Consider the following 15,297-nt stretch of genomic DNA (forward strand, 5'->3'; position numbering starts at 1 on the left):
ATTATGTTATCATTACAGCGCAATAAAATATAAACTATATCAAACTAATAGAAACAATAAGAAAATGCAGAGTAAAGGGCTGATTAAATTTTTGGTAGTAATAGTGACATTAGCTTGTCTCTATGCGCTATCATTCACTTTTTTCACTAGAAAAGTGGAACGTGATGCTGCATCATACGCAGGAGGTGATATTGCAAAAGAAAAATCTTACTTAGATTCTATCGCAGGTGAACCAATTTACAATTTAGGTTTTGCTAAGTTTACGTACAGAGAGGCTAAAGCTCAAGAATTAGCTTTGGGTCTAGACCTTAAAGGTGGTATGAACGTAACTATGGAAATTTCGTTAGATGAGTTAATATCAAATCTAGCAAACAAACCTAAGGATGAAAAGTTCAACCTTGCATTAGCTAATGCAATTCAAAAAAGTAAATCGGTAAATAAATCCGTTGTTGATTTATTTATTGAAGAATACAAAACATCAGGAGCGTCTACTCCATTAGCTTCATTCTTTGCAACAAATGATAACTCAAATTTCATTAAATCTACTAGTTCAGATAGTGATGTTAGAAATTTCTTAGCTAAAGAAGCAGATAATGCTATCCAAAACTCCTATAAGGTACTACGTACACGTATTGATAAATTTGGTGTAACTTCTCCAAATATTCAAATTCAACAAGGTACAAATCGTATCTTAATCGAATTGCCAGGCGTAAATGATGAAAGTCGTGTTCGTAAGTTATTACAAGGTTCCGCAAAATTAGAATTTTACGAAACATTTGATAATGGACAGATCTATCCTTTATTGGACAATGTTAATAAAACATTAGTATCCTCTTTAAAATCGACTACTAAGCCCAGCACAGATTCTACGAAAGTTGATTCTACGAAAAATGAAAAAAGCTTATTAGCTAATCTATCTGGAGATAAAAAAGACTCTACAGCTTTAGCAAGTAATCTAGCCGCTGAGAATCCGCTTTTTGCGGTTCTAATGCCTTCTACTTATCAAGCAGAAAATGGTCAACAACAATTAGCACCTGGCCCTCAAGTCGGTATTGCTAATCTAAAAGATACAGCTAAAGTTAATGCTTATTTGGCAAGACCAGAGGTTAAAAATCAAATCCCAGCCAATTTAAAGTTAATGTGGGCGGTTAAGCCAGAGCAAAACTCACCTAACTTCTTATCGTTATACGCGATCAAATTAGCACCGGGAGAAAATCCTTCTGTCTTGACAGGAGATGTAATCACTGATGCTAAAGATAATTTTGATCAGCAAACAAATGCGCCTGTTGTAAACATGCAAATGAACTCTTATGGTTCAAAAGAATGGCGTAAAATCACTGCAAAAGCAGCACAAAATAGAGAAGCTATTGCTATCGTATTAGATGGTGTTGTTTATTCTGCACCTTCGGTAAATCAAGAAATTCCAGGTGGTAGTTCAGTAATCTCTGGTAGCTTCACTATTGAAGACACGAAAGATTTAGCGAATGTATTGAAAGCAGGTCGTCTACCTACTACCGCAAAAATCGTTGAAGAAGCTATCGTAGGTCCATCATTAGGACAAGCAGCTATCGATGCAGGAGTTAACTCTGCTATCATCGGTATCATCGTAGTAATGATTTTCATGGTTACTTACTACAATAGAGCTGGTTGGGCTGCAAACATCGCTGTATTATTCAACGTATTTTTCTTAATGGGTATATTAGCGTCATTAAACGCTGTATTAACATTACCTGGTATTGCCGGTATTGTATTGACAATGGGTACCGCTGTAGATGCCAACGTCCTCATATACGAACGTATCCGTGAGGAGCTACGTAATGGAAAAAGTATGCGTCAAGCTATTGCTGACGGTTACAAACATGCATTACCATCAATCCTTGACTCTCAGATCACTACATTCTTAGTAGGTGTTGTATTATTCTTCTTCGGAACAGGTCCGATATTAGGTTTTGCAACGACATTAATGATAGGTATTATAACGTCATTATTTACGTCGATCTTTATCTCTCGCTTGATTTTCGAATTCATGTTGGATAGAGATATCAAGATTAGTGTTTCTTTCCCTTGGTCAGCAAACACATTATTGAATGCAAATTTCCAATTCATTAATAAGCGTAAAATATTCTATATAATTTCTGGAATAGCGGTTATTATTTCAATTGCAAGTATTGCTATTAAAGGTTTCTCTTATGGTGTTGATTTCCAAGGAGGACGTACTTATACAGTAAGCTATGATGAAGCTGTAAATGTAGAAGATGTAAGAAAACACCTAGATGATGTATTCCAATCAACTACAGAGGTGAAAACTTTTGGTAATTCGAATCAAGTACGTGTAACAACAACTTACCATATCCAAGAAACAACAGATGAAGCCGATGCAGAGGTATTAGCGAAATTAAATGATGGACTATCAAAAATTGAAGGTAACAAATACGAGATCTTATCATCCCAAAAAGTAGGGCCTTCAATCGCTACAGATATTAAAGAAAGAGCAATCTGGTCATCAGTATTATCTATTGCAATCATAGCGATATATATCTTAATTCGTTTCCGTAAATGGCAATATTCAGCAGGTGCTGCAGTAGCAACAATCCATGATGGTATCATCTTATTAGGTCTATTCTCTATATTAGATGGATTAGTACCTTTCTCTTTAGATATTGACCAACACTTTGTTGCAGCCTTCCTGACGGTATTAGGCTACTCCGTAAATGATACTGTAGTTGTTTTTGACCGTATCCGTGAAGATGTAAGCAAAGCAAAAGGACAACATAAAAATTTCGGAGATGTAGTTAACCATGCGATCAATACTACATTAAGTCGTACAGTTATTACATCGTTAACCATAATATTTGTATTAGTTGTATTATTTATATTCGGTGGAGAAGTAATTAGAGGTTTCTCTTTCGCGATTTTAGTAGGTATTATAGTAGGTACATACTCTTCTATCATCTTAGCTTCACCTGTAGTTTACGACTTAGGTAAAAATAGCTTATTAGAAGATGCTGAAAAGGAAGGAAATAAAGTTAAAGTGGTAACACCTTAATCGTAAATCTATTCTTTAACAAAAAAGAGGCTTATCTAACTATAGATAAGCCTCTTTTTTGTGCTATAGCAGATAACATAGCATAATTATGACGTAAAGCAGTTATTATTTTTTATAGATTTGCATATATTCAAAACTATAAAAGTATGAAGAAAATATTAACTCCAGCTTGCTTTGTTATAGCATCAGCATTAGCTCTATCAAGCTGCTCAAATGCACAAAGTAATAATACCTCAGCGGCAACAGAACAAGCAGCTCAAGATCCACATGCAGGCCATGATCACAGTGCGCATAGTGCTTCAGAAGATCATGCTTCAGCACCTACATCAGCTGCTCAAACAGCACCGGCACAAGCTATACCTGCCTTCACATTTTACAAAGTAAAATCAGGCATGTCTTTTAGCAATAATGATATTCCTCAAGGGAAAAAGACAGTTTTTATATTATTTGATCCAGGCTGTTCACATTGCCAAACAGAAGCTGCAGCATTAGGTAAAAACTATAATAAGATAAAAGATATAAATATCTATTTCGTATCGATGAATGACCCTGCAATGCAAGCTTCATTCTTAGAAACATTTGGTAAAGAATTAGTAGGTAAGCCCAATATTGAGGTTTTATATGACAAGAACCAAGATTTCATTCAGAAATTTCATATTCCTAAACAATTCCCAGCAAACTATGTCTATGGTGCAGATATGAAATTACAAACCTCATGGGATGGCGAACGCGATATCAACCAAATTATAGAAGCATATACTAAATAGCAGCTATACAATGAGATTAGCGATAAACGGGTTTGGAAGGATTGGCAGACATACCCTAAGAAATATAGTAACACGCGCATTGAAAGATGTCGAAATCGTTGCTATAAATGATTTAACGGATGCTAGCACCCTTGCTCATTTATTAAAATATGATTCCGTTCACGGACCATTCCCTGGCGAAATCAGTAGTACAAAAGATTCCATCATTGTAAATGGGAAAACTATAAAAATTATTCAAGAGAAAGACCCTGTAGATTTACCTTGGGATGATCTAAGTATTGATGTCGTAATTGAATCTACAGGACTTTTCACAAGCAAAGAAAAAGCCAACAGACACTTAATCGCTGGCGCTAAACAAGTGATCATCTCTGCTCCTTCAGCAGATAAAGAAATACCTACTGTAGTATTAGGTATCAATGATAAAGATTTTGATTGGCAAGCGCCAATCTTTTCTAATGCTTCTTGTACGACAAATAATGTCGCACCTTTAGTAAAAATATTAGATGAAAACTGGGGTATTCAAGATGGTTATATCACTACTGTACATTCAATGACAGGAGATCAAAATCTGCATGATTCACCACACAGAGATTTACGCAGAGCACGTGCAGCCTCGTCCTCTATCATCCCTACTACAACAGGTGCCGCAAAAGCAATCACAAATGTTTTTCCACATCTTGAAGGTAAGCTCGGCGGTGCAGGTATTCGTGTACCAGTATTGAACGGTTCGCTTACGGATTTCACATGTACATTAACAAAAAAAACAACGGTAGCGGAAATCAATCTTAAATTTAAAGAAGCTGCTGCAAAGGAGTTAAAACAAGTTCTTTATTATACCGAGGATCCCATTGTATCTATTGATATCATCAACAATCCATATTCATGCGTATTCGATGCGCAGCTGACATCTATTGTTGGAGGATTAGTAAAAGTAGTAGGATGGTATGATAATGAATTTGGTTATTCTAACCGTTTAGTAGATATCATAGAAAAAATAAGTAAATAATGATCCGTTTTATTCCTGCTGAACAGACATTGGCATTGCGCTCCCTGGTATTACGTAACGGATTGGCAGAGCAAGAATGTTTATTTGACCATGACCATTTACCAAGTACTTTTCATTTAGGGTATTTTGATGATACTAATACCCTTCGATGCGTACTTACCTGCATGCGCGAAAAACATGGTAAATTGGCCAAAGAAGCCTATCGTTTGCGTGGGCTGGCAACGCATCCTGAAGCGCGTCGCAAAGGCTATGCTAAAGCGCTACTAAACGCCGCTATAGCGCACCTAAAACTACAATTGGAGGTAGAATATCTATGGTTTAATGCGCGCACTGTAGCCTTTCCATTTTACGAATCTTTAGGCTTTGAATTTATGTCCGACGAATTTGATATTCCAGGAATAGGTCCACATCGTGAAATGTTTAAATACCTGTAGTATTCTTACATTTCACGTTCAACACCAAGTCCAAAGAGCGCAAAATCATACTTTACAGGATCTCTAGCATCTAATAGGGCGAGATTTGCGGTCAACTCAACAGCCGTTTTCCAATTGACCTTATCCAATGTTATGAGTTGAAATTTGCGGGCTACCCGCTCTACATGCACATCACAGGGGCATATCAATTGAGAAGGTGCAATTCTATTCCATATTCCAAAATCTACGCCATTATCATCTACACGCACCATCCATCTCAAAAACATATTCAATCTCTTACAGCTCGACTTTTGCATGGGCGAGCTCACATGCTTTCGGGTTCGAATAGGATAATCTGGTAAAGAGAAAAAATAACTTTTAAAATTATCCAATGCTTTCTCTATCGCTATCGCTTTGGGTTTTACCTTCTCTTGACCTATCAAAAAAGCATCTTCTAAGGAGTCGAATCGTTCATAATGATACCTAAAGAAAGCTACAAAATAAAGTAAATCAGTATCGTTGAAAGTACGATGCTTGAAGCCTAGGAGATTTTTCAAATCATCGTCATTATGGTTCATAACAAAAAAATAGGGAGTCCCTCCCATCCTATCGATTAGTTCCTTACATTTATTGATGATAGTCTTACGCTGCCCCCATGCCAATATAGAAGCAATAAATCCCATTATCTCTATATCCTGCTTTTGGGTAAAAAGATGTGGTATACAAACTGGATCATTAGCAATGAAACTGGTTTGATTATACTCTTTTACCTTTTTATCTAAAAATTTCTTGATATTAAAATCTGACATATACAAAGATAACGGCGTACATTGGATTTTGTGTTATAAGCAGGTAAATAAAGAAAGCGCCACACTAACGAGTAGCTGTATTTTTAGCATTTTCCTTACCTTTGCACTTTAATCGCTAACAATCAACCGACGAGAGCATATAAATGCCGAAAACGTTATTTTTTATGAAACATATTTTTATCATTCTAGCACTACTCCTTTCCTACAGTTTTAAAATAAAAGCTCAAGACAGCAAATTGCTCATCACAGAATCTAAATTAATTCAATTAGTAAGTCACCCCGTTAATATACAGAACCATCTGCTTAATATGGCTTATCGTAAACAGAATGATAGTTCTTACACGATGATACAAAGCAATACATTCGGCCAACGTATTTCCAAAATAACCATACCCAAAAACAATCAAAATATTTCGTTCATATTAGAAGAAAATGTTGATGCTGTTTCAGAAATATTAAAAATATTGCAAAAAAATAATTTCCTAGCCAAAGAGAAGTCCACAAAAAAATTTGAGTTTATCACCTCCAGATATCCCATGCTAATAAAATTAGATATCGGTGATAAAACGTTTAGACTGACGGCGACAAATATCCGTCAAAATATGAATACGCTATACGCGAGTTTCCCAAAAACTATAGAAAGTAATACTAAAATATATAACAATATAAAATTGTTGTCAGAAGAAGAAGTGCAAAAGATGCTGGAAATAAAAAAGAAAACAGCCAAACAAAATGAATTATTAAGGGAAAAATACTATTACCTACAAATGCCTTTTAATTTGGAAACATTGTGCACATATTTTGGCTCGACAACGCAACATTTATCTGACAATCTTATCTACAAAAATAGCTATAATGCGACTTCAGACAATAGCACGGCCAATTTAAGTAGCATATACTTCAATTACCTTTCGACACAGAATAATAAAAAGTATACAGAATTTTGTTATACTAAAAAATTAAACCGCAACCAACCTATTTATACCGTTGTAGATCCTTTCAATAAATTAGTAGCTATACAATATAATATTCTTTCCAGCAATTCAATTGCTTACCTAGCGGAATGGGAAAGGATGGGCGCCAAAAAAGTAGGTAATAATGATAAATTTGAATTTTACGAATACGACTACACAAAAAAAAGGGAGACTAATTTTCGTAGTGAATATATCACATTAACTATTGTAGCTGAGAAGCCTATTGCCAATAGTATAGAAACTACAGTAAGAATATTCTTGAAGAATATCAAAGGAAACTAAAATATAATACGAAAGATCAGTAATGCAAACCACGAAAGGTAAATGTACTACTGATCTTGATTTATATTAACATCGAAGCCCAGCTAACGCTTGAAAACTATTCGATAATGCATATTTAAAATAGTAATGGATCAGCGTATAGGAAGCTGTAATCCAATTCTTGGGTTATCCGCGTACCATGGACTAATTTTTGGAACGAATCGTTAGGCTCCCAGGCCAAAGGCACTTGATAACCATGCTTCATGGCTGAAGCTATTATAACATCTTTCTTTTTCGGATGTAAAGGCGCTACAATATTATATATAGTACATTTCAGATCAACTTGAAAACCTTGACATATCAATTGTACAACATCATCGACATGCACAAAATTAGACAACTGATCACCTGTAGTACATATCCTATTTTCAAAATACTTAGCAAAAATACGGTTCTTACCAAATAAACCTCCCAAGCGATAAATTACCGTACTATCCAACGACAGCATAATATCTTCGGCAACGATCAATCGTTCATTCATGATATCATCATAATCTTCATCAAAAATATAGTCAATATTTGGATAAACACCGATAGAACTTAAGTATATATTTTTGGTATAATTAATACGCTGCAAATAGGCCTTAACATTTTCAAATCTCGCTTTCGTTTGTTGAAGATCTATCTTTGATGAAGCGGGTACAGAAGTCAGTACATAATCAAATGATACTGGTATAGATGGAAGATCATTGTCAGTATCAAAATTAACCCTTATAGCATTGATGCCTAGATCATAAAGGCGTGAAGCCTTTTCTTCCTGTGTAGTAGTAGCCCATACCTGATGGCCGTCAGCTAATAGTTTGGTCGCTAAATCTTCAGCTACCCAACCGCAACCTAAAATCAATACTTTTTTCATTCATCTAAAGATAAAAAACAAAAGAAGGAATAAAAGCTAAACTTTTATTCCTTCTTCTATTTATAGTAGTAATAATGTATATACTAGTATGCTCTAGCAAATAGAACACGCTTATTCGTTGCTTTACCGGTAAAGATACAAACACCCTCTTGGTCTTCCGTATAATCTAAAGGAATACAACGTGTTGTAGCTTTCGTTTCTTCTTTAACGCGTTTCTCCGTATCTACTTCACCATCCCAGAAACAAGATACAAACCCACCTTTAGTATCCAATACCTCTTTGAATTCATCATATGAAGCTACCTCAGTAATATGAGAATCACGGAAATTAAGCGCTTTTTGGAAGATATTCTCCTGAATAGCATCTAATAAAGACTCTATATTATCTGCTAATCCTTCTTGAGAAACGGTTTCTTTGGTTTGTGTATCACGGCGGGCCAATTCAACTGTACCATTCTGCAAGTCACGTGCACCGATAGCTAAGCGCAAAGGCACTCCTTTCAATTCCCACTCCGCAAATTTGAAGCCTGGACGTTGGGTATCACGGTCATCATATTTTACAGAGATACCTTTAGCTTTCAATTCTGTATTCAAATTGTCTACAAAAGTATCAATATTAGCTTTCTCTTCTTCCGTTTTAAAGATAGGAACGATAACAACTTGAATGGGTGCCAACTTTGGAGGAAGTACCAAACCTTGATCATCCGAATGCGCCATGATTAACGCACCCATCAGACGTGTAGATACACCCCATGAAGTAGCCCAAACATACTCTTGCTTACCTTCTTTAGATGTAAATTTAACATCAAAAGCCTTAGCAAAATTTTGACCCAAGAAGTGAGAAGTACCTGCTTGTAAAGCTTTACCATCTTGCATCAATGCCTCGATAGTGAACGTATCTAAAGCACCCGCAAAACGCTCATTCTCCGTTTTACGGCCACGAATCACAGGAACAGCCAATGTGCCTTCCGCAAAATCAGCGTATACATTTAGCATTTGCTCCGCTTCAGCAATTGCTTCAGCGCTAGTAGCGTGTGCTGTATGTCCTTCTTGCCACAAAAACTCCGCTGTACGCAGGAATAAACGCGTACGCATCTCCCAACGTACTACATTCGCCCATTGGTTTACCAAAATTGGAAGATCACGATAGGATTCAATCCACCCTCTATATGTATTCCAAATAATAGTTTCAGAAGTCGGTCTTACGATCAACTCTTCTTCCAATTTAGCATCTTCGTCCACAACAATATTACCATTGCCATCATTTTTAAGACGGTAGTGCGTCACTACAGCACATTCTGTAGCAAAACCTTCTACGTGCGAAGCTTCTTTGGAGAAGAATGATTTGGGGATAAACAAAGGGAAATAAGCATTACTATGTCCTGTTTCTTTAAAGCGCTTGTCCAAGATAGCTTGCATACGCTCCCAAATACCATATCCATATGGCTTAATCACCATACACCCGCGCACTGCAGAATATTCTGCAAGATCTGCCTTAATAACTAGGTCATTGTACCATTGTGAATAATCTTCACTACGACTTGTTATTCCTTTGCTCATCGATTATTTAACTATTTAATATTAAAAACTTTATCCCAAAATGGGCTATATATATCTTTTCATTGGTCAAATCATAATATTATTTATAATTTTGATACTACGATTAAACCTTTGTAAAAAACTGCGTCTAAGATAGTAAAAAGACACTGGATTATCTAAACACTTAGAGATAAAGATATATGAAAACGAATAGATTATTAGTTGGAGGATGGGCATTAGCAGCGATACTATCGCTTGGCGCTTGTTCTACAAGTCAGCAAATAGCTACTAAGGATGATATGTATAATAATAAAACCCCACAACGCGTAAGCAATGTGTACCAAAGTCCTGATTATTATTACACTGACAACAGTAAGTTAGCAGAGCCACAAGATAACAATAAATATTATAACGACGATTATTCGGATCAAGAATACTATGAAGGAAATGAATATGAAGATCTAGAATACGCAAACCGTATCAATAGATTCTACTACTCATCTCCAGGCATGACATACTTTGATCCATTCTTTAACCCTTGGTATGGTTATGGTGGTTTTGGAATGGGATTTGGATGGAATAATTGGGGCTGGGGCAATGGATTTGGATTTGGCTTCGGATGGAATAGTCCATATTACGGATTTGGTGGTGGCTGGGGCTACCCATATTATGGCTACGGTTACGGCGGTGGCTATTGGGGAGGTAACCCATACTACAACTCCTGGGGACATCCATACTATGGTGGCGGCGGCTACTATGGTGGTGGATACTACGGTGGCGGAGGCTACTATGGTGGCGGATATGCATACAACCCTAGGGTAAATCGTACTTCCGTGCGTTCGGAAAGCAGAGACCGATTCAATGCTAGAGTTGGAAACAACGGTAACACGATCAATAGAGGTACTAATACTACCGTAACTAGAGATAACAATGGTCGTATTGTAACAGGCACAAGAGCAGCCGCAGCGAATGTAGTAGATCGTACTTCTACAACGACGACATCAGGCAATAGAGTTTCTTCACCTGATTCACGTAGAGGAGCTGTAGGTACAATTACACGTTCAAACACCAATACTACAGGTGATAGAAATTCAAATAATGCAATTAACAATAGTCGTCCTGCGACTGGCAACACCAGCATGACAAATAGAGCTACTACAACAGAAAGATCATCATCTGCTGCAAATAGCTCCCGTAGATCGACAAGCTCGCCAATAACGAGTAGAGGTCAATCATATACACCTCCAAGCAGTAATAACTCAAACTCGTCATCAAATAGAGCGTCATCGAATTCTTCAAACTCGACAATATCTAGAGGATCAACAAGTAGTTCATCTTCAGGTATGTCTAGATCATCAGGAAGTTCTTCAGGCGGTGCCTCAAGATCATCAGGATCATCGAGAAGATAATTTTAAATCATTAGCTATACAAATATTAGCTACCCTATGGTAGCTAATATTTTCACATAAATATTCTACTTATTATGCAACTAAAATATATTGTACTTTCTGTTTTTATCTCTAGCATTTATTGGGGTTCTGTACAAGCACAATCAATAGATGATGCTGTAAAATTTTCAAAAGATGACAACCCTGGATCTGCTCGCATCAAGGCTATGGGTAATGTACAGACTGCAGTGGGTGGGGATATATCTTCAATCAATGGCAACCCTGCAGGCTTAGGATTTTACTCTAGATCGGATGTTTCGGCTACTTTTAATCTATTAGGCAACAAAAATAAAACGGATTATTTTGGTACAAAAAGCAACAGTAACAAGACTAATTTTGGAGTAGATCAAGCAGGTGCTGTATTCAACTTCCCTACGTATAACAATTCAGGTTGGCACAATTTCAATATGGGGATAAGCTATAATAAAACGCAAAATTACAATAGCAACCTTATCTATGACGGAAATAACAACACATCAACTATCGTAAATACACTAACAGACTTGATGGCAAATGACAATACTTTTGCTAATGATTTTTACTTAGGATCAGGTCTTGTAGAAAAATTTGCGAATACTAATGATGGTTTTTTTCCTATCACATCTGAAAAAGATACTAAAAACCAATATAACGAAATATTAACAAGAGGCAACAAAAGCAAAACAGCGCTATCATTTGGTACAAACTATAATGACAAGTTATATTTAGGTGCTAGCTTTGGGATAACTACCTTTAACTACGAAAAAAGAACTAAATTCATAGAGAATGGTTTCACAAAAACCCCAGACCAAATAAAAGTAGACAACCCAAATTCTAACTTCGCCAATCCAGACAGTGCCGATTATCAATTTGCCAATAAAAGCTACGAACTGTTTGATAATTTCATTCAAAATACTGCCGGAACAGGTGTTGATCTCAAGATAGGTGCTATATATAAACCTACAGCGGATTGGAATCTTGGTATTACAGTCACTACCCCAACATGGATGACTGTTCAAGATGATACTAGAGCATTCACAGATGTTTATTATTATGAAACGTCAACATCCTCAAATCCTTTTTATGTATATGAGCAACCAGCTTATTACGATAGTTCTTCAGATTATAATATGACTACACCCTGGAAATTTAGTGTGGGTGCTACGAAATTATTCTCTAGAGGGTTATTATCTGCAGATGTAGAATATGTAACATACAATACGATACGCTATTCTTCAACAAATGGCACGCCTGTACAAAGGTATAAAAACACCAACGAATCCATAAAGAATAATCTACAAGGAGTAGTCAATGTACGTTTAGGCGGAGAGTACTTAATCAATAATATCCTTAGTGGACGTGCAGGATTTAATTACTTTGGTAATCCCTACAAATATGCCAATGACACCAATTACAGTGGCAGTTTAGGCTTAGGTGTAAAGCTAACAAATACAGTATACCTAGACTTAGCGGTGGTACATCAAGTAAATAAATACAATGATGCGCCATATGTATTAAGTGATTTCTGGATTAATAGAGGTATTAATCAACCAGTGGCTAAAATAACTAATCAACGTACATCAGGTATTTTAACTATAGGAGCAAAATTTTAATTTAATACTAGTTAGATAAAATAATAGGGTTACTTTTAAGAAGTAGCCCTATTATTTTTTACATACAATAGTTTCAATACCTAAAGAATTAAAATGCTCTAAAAAATTTTTAGGTATTTCATCCGATATAATAACATCGACATTAGCAAAATCTGCTATTTTCCCAAAGCCTTTGCGGCCAAATTTACTAGAGTCAGCGAGAACAATTACTTTTTGTGCAACATCGATCATTTTCTGATTTAATATAGCTTCTTGAGCACTCGTAGTAGATATTCCATACTCCAAATCAATACCATCTACACCCAAAAAAAATTTAGAACAGAAGAAATTATCTAAGATACTATTCGCATACTGCCCAACTACAGAAGAAGATGTCCTTCTTACAGAGCCTCCTAATTGAATAACTTCGACATTTTGATGCTTGAGTAATTCAAGCGTCACGTTGAGTGCTGAAGTAACAACAGTAAGATTTCCTTGAGGGTTAATTTCCCGTGCCAAAAACTGTGTCGTTGTTCCTGATCCTATGATTATAGAATCATTATTGTCCACAAGCAAGGCTCCTGCCCTACCAATCAACACTTTCTCTGATTCATAAATTTTCGCCTTTTCATTGACAGGTCTATCTGTTTGATAAGGATTAGTACTCGTTGCCCCACCGTGTGTACGGTACAATAATCTACTATCTTCCAAAAATTGAAGATCCTTTCTAATTGTTACAGAAGAAACATGAAGGCTTTCACATAATTCTATTACAGAAACATGACCTTTATCATTTATTTCTTTTATTATATATTGGTGACGCTCTACGTTATTCATATTTGAAAGTTACAAACTTATTCACAAATACATAAAATTTAGAATTATTTTTTTTCATAACCTTTCGTTTGTTTACGTTTTTTATTATTTTTATAAAACAAAACTAATTAAATAAAGCAAATCACAATGAATTTCAATAGAAACGAAGCGTTAAAAAACTTATCCACTATTCCAGAATGGGATATTGTGATTATTGGCGGAGGAGCTACAGGACTCGGTACCGCATTGGATGCTGCATCTAGAGGATACAAAACTCTTTTAATTGAAAAATATGATTTTGCAAAAGGCACCTCAAGTAAAAGTACAAAGTTAGTTCACGGCGGTGTGAGATACTTAGCAAATGGAGATATTAAATTGGTTTTATCAGCGTTAAAAGAGCGTGGATTAATTTTTAAGAATGCGCCACATGTTTCCTTTGTGCAAAGTTTTGTTATTCCTTCTTACAGTATTTTCAATAAGCTAAAATTCTTAATAGGATTAAAGCTATACGATTGGATGGCAGGAAAACTGCGTATCGGTAAATCAACACTCCTTAGTAAGGAAACGGTTATAGAGAAGTTACCTAAAATAAAAACTAAAGGTCTTATAGGTGGTGTTCAATATTATGACGGTCAATTTGATGATGCTAGATTAGCATTAAATTTAGGTCAAACAGCAGCAGAACAAGGCGCAACAATCCTCAATTATACAGAGGCAAAATCTATAGAAAAGGATGTCAATGGCAAAGTAATAGGCTTAACATTTGTAGATACTGAAACTAATGAATCTTATAGTGTTAAATCTAAAGCCATCATCAATGCTACAGGCATATTTGTGGATGACATTTTAAAATTAGATACGCCTACACACAAAAATTTAGTCCGCCCAAGTCAAGGAGCACATATTGTTATAGATAAGAAATTTTTAGGCAACGAAGATGCATTGATGATTCCTGAAACTAGTGATGGTCGTGTATTATTTGGTGTACCATGGCACGGTAAAGTTTTATTAGGTACTACAGACACACCACTTAACGCGCATCAAATAGAACCTAGACCTTTGGAAGAGGAGATTGCCTTTATACTATCTACAGCTAATGATTATCTGGAGCATGCGCCAACACGTAAAGATGTATTAAGTATATTTGCTGGTCTACGCCCCCTAGCTGCCCCTACTGCAGGGAATGAAAATAGTACGAAAGAAATTTCTAGAGATCATAAGCTTATAAAGAGTGATTCCAATTTGGTAACCATAACAGGTGGTAAATGGACTACCTACCGAAAAATGGCTGAGGAAACTGTTGACATGGCGATTAAAGCAGGTAAACTTGCTCCTAGCCCTTGTCGAACTACAGATTTACACATCCATGGCTTCACGCATGATAAAAGAGAAGGACATTGGCAGATGTATGGTACTGACACGGATAAAATTCAAGCCTTAGCCAAAGAATCCCCTGCATTAGCAGAAAAATTACACCAAGACCATGAATATATAGCTGCCGAAGTAATCTGGGCTTGCCGCCACGAGATGGTCGTAAAAGTAGAAGATTTTTTAGCACGTCGTATTCGACTATTACTTTTAGATGCGGAAGCATCACTAGCAGTAGCTCCTAAAGTTGCTGAATTGATGGCTACAGAATTAGATAAAGATCAAACATGGATTGACGAAGAATTACTGAGTTATCAAAAATTAGTAGCGAATTATATGTTATAAGAAGAATCCAAAATAAACA

Annotated in this window: 12 protein-coding genes; 8 read left to right on the forward strand and 4 right to left on the reverse strand. The window is 36.0% G+C overall.

Annotated elements, in window-relative coordinates; translation table 11 throughout:
- Positions 1-64: 64 nt before the first annotated feature.
- The 4 genes from secDF to IP023_RS01760 all read left to right on the forward strand — a co-directional run bounded on the left by secDF (position 65) and on the right by IP023_RS01760 (position 5,253).
- Positions 65-3,046: a protein translocase subunit SecDF gene (gene secDF, locus IP023_RS01745; RefSeq protein WP_241788523.1), complete on the forward strand. Its 2,982-nt coding sequence runs from the start codon at positions 65-67 to the stop codon at positions 3,044-3,046.
- Between the two features lie 146 nt (positions 3,047-3,192).
- Positions 3,193-3,813, forward strand: a complete 621-nt coding sequence (locus IP023_RS01750; RefSeq protein ID WP_241788524.1) for a redoxin domain-containing protein — start codon at positions 3,193-3,195, stop codon at positions 3,811-3,813.
- A gap of 10 nt (positions 3,814-3,823) precedes the next feature.
- The gene (gap, locus tag IP023_RS01755) at positions 3,824-4,819 is read left to right on the forward strand and encodes a type I glyceraldehyde-3-phosphate dehydrogenase (RefSeq protein ID WP_241788525.1); all 996 of its coding nucleotides are present in this window, start codon (positions 3,824-3,826) and stop codon (positions 4,817-4,819) included.
- Entirely contained in the window at positions 4,819-5,253 is a 435-nt protein-coding gene (locus IP023_RS01760) for a GNAT family N-acetyltransferase (RefSeq protein WP_241788526.1), read from the forward strand. Before gap ends, IP023_RS01760 begins: the two co-directional genes overlap by 1 nt.
- 5 nt (positions 5,254-5,258) lie before the next feature.
- On the opposite strand, the gene IP023_RS01765 is transcribed toward IP023_RS01760, so the two are convergent.
- Positions 5,259-6,041: a TIGR02757 family protein gene (locus IP023_RS01765; RefSeq protein WP_241788527.1), complete on the reverse strand. Its 783-nt coding sequence runs from the start codon at positions 6,039-6,041 to the stop codon at positions 5,259-5,261.
- 164 nt (positions 6,042-6,205) lie between these two features.
- Here IP023_RS01765 and IP023_RS01770 point away from each other — a divergent pair, with 164 nt between their 5' ends.
- A complete protein-coding gene (locus tag IP023_RS01770) occupies positions 6,206-7,297 on the forward strand; it encodes a hypothetical protein (protein ID WP_241788528.1) in 1,092 nt (363 codons plus the stop codon).
- 115 nt (positions 7,298-7,412) lie between these two features.
- Here the strand turns inward: IP023_RS01770 and IP023_RS01775 are convergent, their stop codons facing one another.
- Both IP023_RS01775 and proS read right to left on the reverse strand, forming a co-directional pair.
- Positions 7,413-8,192, reverse strand: coding sequence for a Rossmann-fold NAD(P)-binding domain-containing protein (locus IP023_RS01775; protein ID WP_241788529.1), 780 nt, complete (start codon positions 8,190-8,192; stop codon positions 7,413-7,415).
- Between the two features lie 83 nt (positions 8,193-8,275).
- Complete coding sequence (gene proS / locus IP023_RS01780) at positions 8,276-9,751, reverse strand: proline--tRNA ligase (protein ID WP_241788530.1); 1,476 nt, start codon at positions 9,749-9,751, stop codon at positions 8,276-8,278.
- Positions 9,752-9,930: 179 nt separating this feature from the next.
- Between proS and IP023_RS01785 the strand changes: the two genes are divergently transcribed.
- Positions 9,931-11,139 (forward strand): hypothetical protein, encoded by a 1,209-nt coding sequence (locus IP023_RS01785; protein WP_241788531.1) that lies wholly within the window; start codon positions 9,931-9,933, stop codon positions 11,137-11,139.
- Positions 11,140-11,213: 74 nt separating this feature from the next.
- Positions 11,214-12,770, forward strand: a complete 1,557-nt coding sequence (locus IP023_RS01790; RefSeq protein ID WP_241788532.1) for an OmpP1/FadL family transporter — start codon at positions 11,214-11,216, stop codon at positions 12,768-12,770.
- A 51-nt stretch (positions 12,771-12,821) separates the two neighbouring features.
- On the opposite strand, the gene IP023_RS01795 is transcribed toward IP023_RS01790, so the two are convergent.
- Entirely contained in the window at positions 12,822-13,586 is a 765-nt protein-coding gene (locus IP023_RS01795; protein WP_241788533.1) for a DeoR/GlpR family DNA-binding transcription regulator, read from the reverse strand.
- Positions 13,587-13,712: 126 nt separating this feature from the next.
- Between IP023_RS01795 and IP023_RS01800 the strand changes: the two genes are divergently transcribed.
- The gene (locus IP023_RS01800; protein WP_241788534.1) at positions 13,713-15,278 is read left to right on the forward strand and encodes a glycerol-3-phosphate dehydrogenase/oxidase; all 1,566 of its coding nucleotides are present in this window, start codon (positions 13,713-13,715) and stop codon (positions 15,276-15,278) included.
- Positions 15,279-15,297 lie beyond the last annotated feature (19 nt).

This window comes from Sphingobacterium rhinopitheci (genome assembly GCF_022627575.1).
GTDB lineage: Bacteria > Bacteroidota > Bacteroidia > Sphingobacteriales > Sphingobacteriaceae > Sphingobacterium > Sphingobacterium rhinopitheci.

Bases quoted from the DNA above. Each gene is read 5' to 3' on its own strand.
- secDF (WP_241788523.1), top strand. From the start codon at position 65: ATGCAGAGTAAAGGGCTGATTAAATTTTTGGTAGTAATAGTGACATTA.
- IP023_RS01750 (WP_241788524.1), top strand. From the start codon at position 3,193: ATGAAGAAAATATTAACTCCAGCTTGCTTTGTTATAGCATCAGCATTA.
- gap (WP_241788525.1), top strand. From the start codon at position 3,824: ATGAGATTAGCGATAAACGGGTTTGGAAGGATTGGCAGACATACCCTA.
- IP023_RS01760 (WP_241788526.1), top strand. From the start codon at position 4,819: ATGATCCGTTTTATTCCTGCTGAACAGACATTGGCATTGCGCTCCCTG.
- IP023_RS01765 (WP_241788527.1), bottom strand. From the start codon at position 6,041: ATGTCAGATTTTAATATCAAGAAATTTTTAGATAAAAAGGTAAAAGAG.
- IP023_RS01770 (WP_241788528.1), top strand. From the start codon at position 6,206: ATGAAACATATTTTTATCATTCTAGCACTACTCCTTTCCTACAGTTTT.
- IP023_RS01775 (WP_241788529.1), bottom strand. From the start codon at position 8,192: ATGAAAAAAGTATTGATTTTAGGTTGCGGTTGGGTAGCTGAAGATTTA.
- proS (WP_241788530.1), bottom strand. From the start codon at position 9,751: ATGAGCAAAGGAATAACAAGTCGTAGTGAAGATTATTCACAATGGTAC.
- IP023_RS01785 (WP_241788531.1), top strand. From the start codon at position 9,931: ATGAAAACGAATAGATTATTAGTTGGAGGATGGGCATTAGCAGCGATA.
- IP023_RS01790 (WP_241788532.1), top strand. From the start codon at position 11,214: ATGCAACTAAAATATATTGTACTTTCTGTTTTTATCTCTAGCATTTAT.
- IP023_RS01795 (WP_241788533.1), bottom strand. From the start codon at position 13,586: ATGAATAACGTAGAGCGTCACCAATATATAATAAAAGAAATAAATGAT.
- IP023_RS01800 (WP_241788534.1), top strand. From the start codon at position 13,713: ATGAATTTCAATAGAAACGAAGCGTTAAAAAACTTATCCACTATTCCA.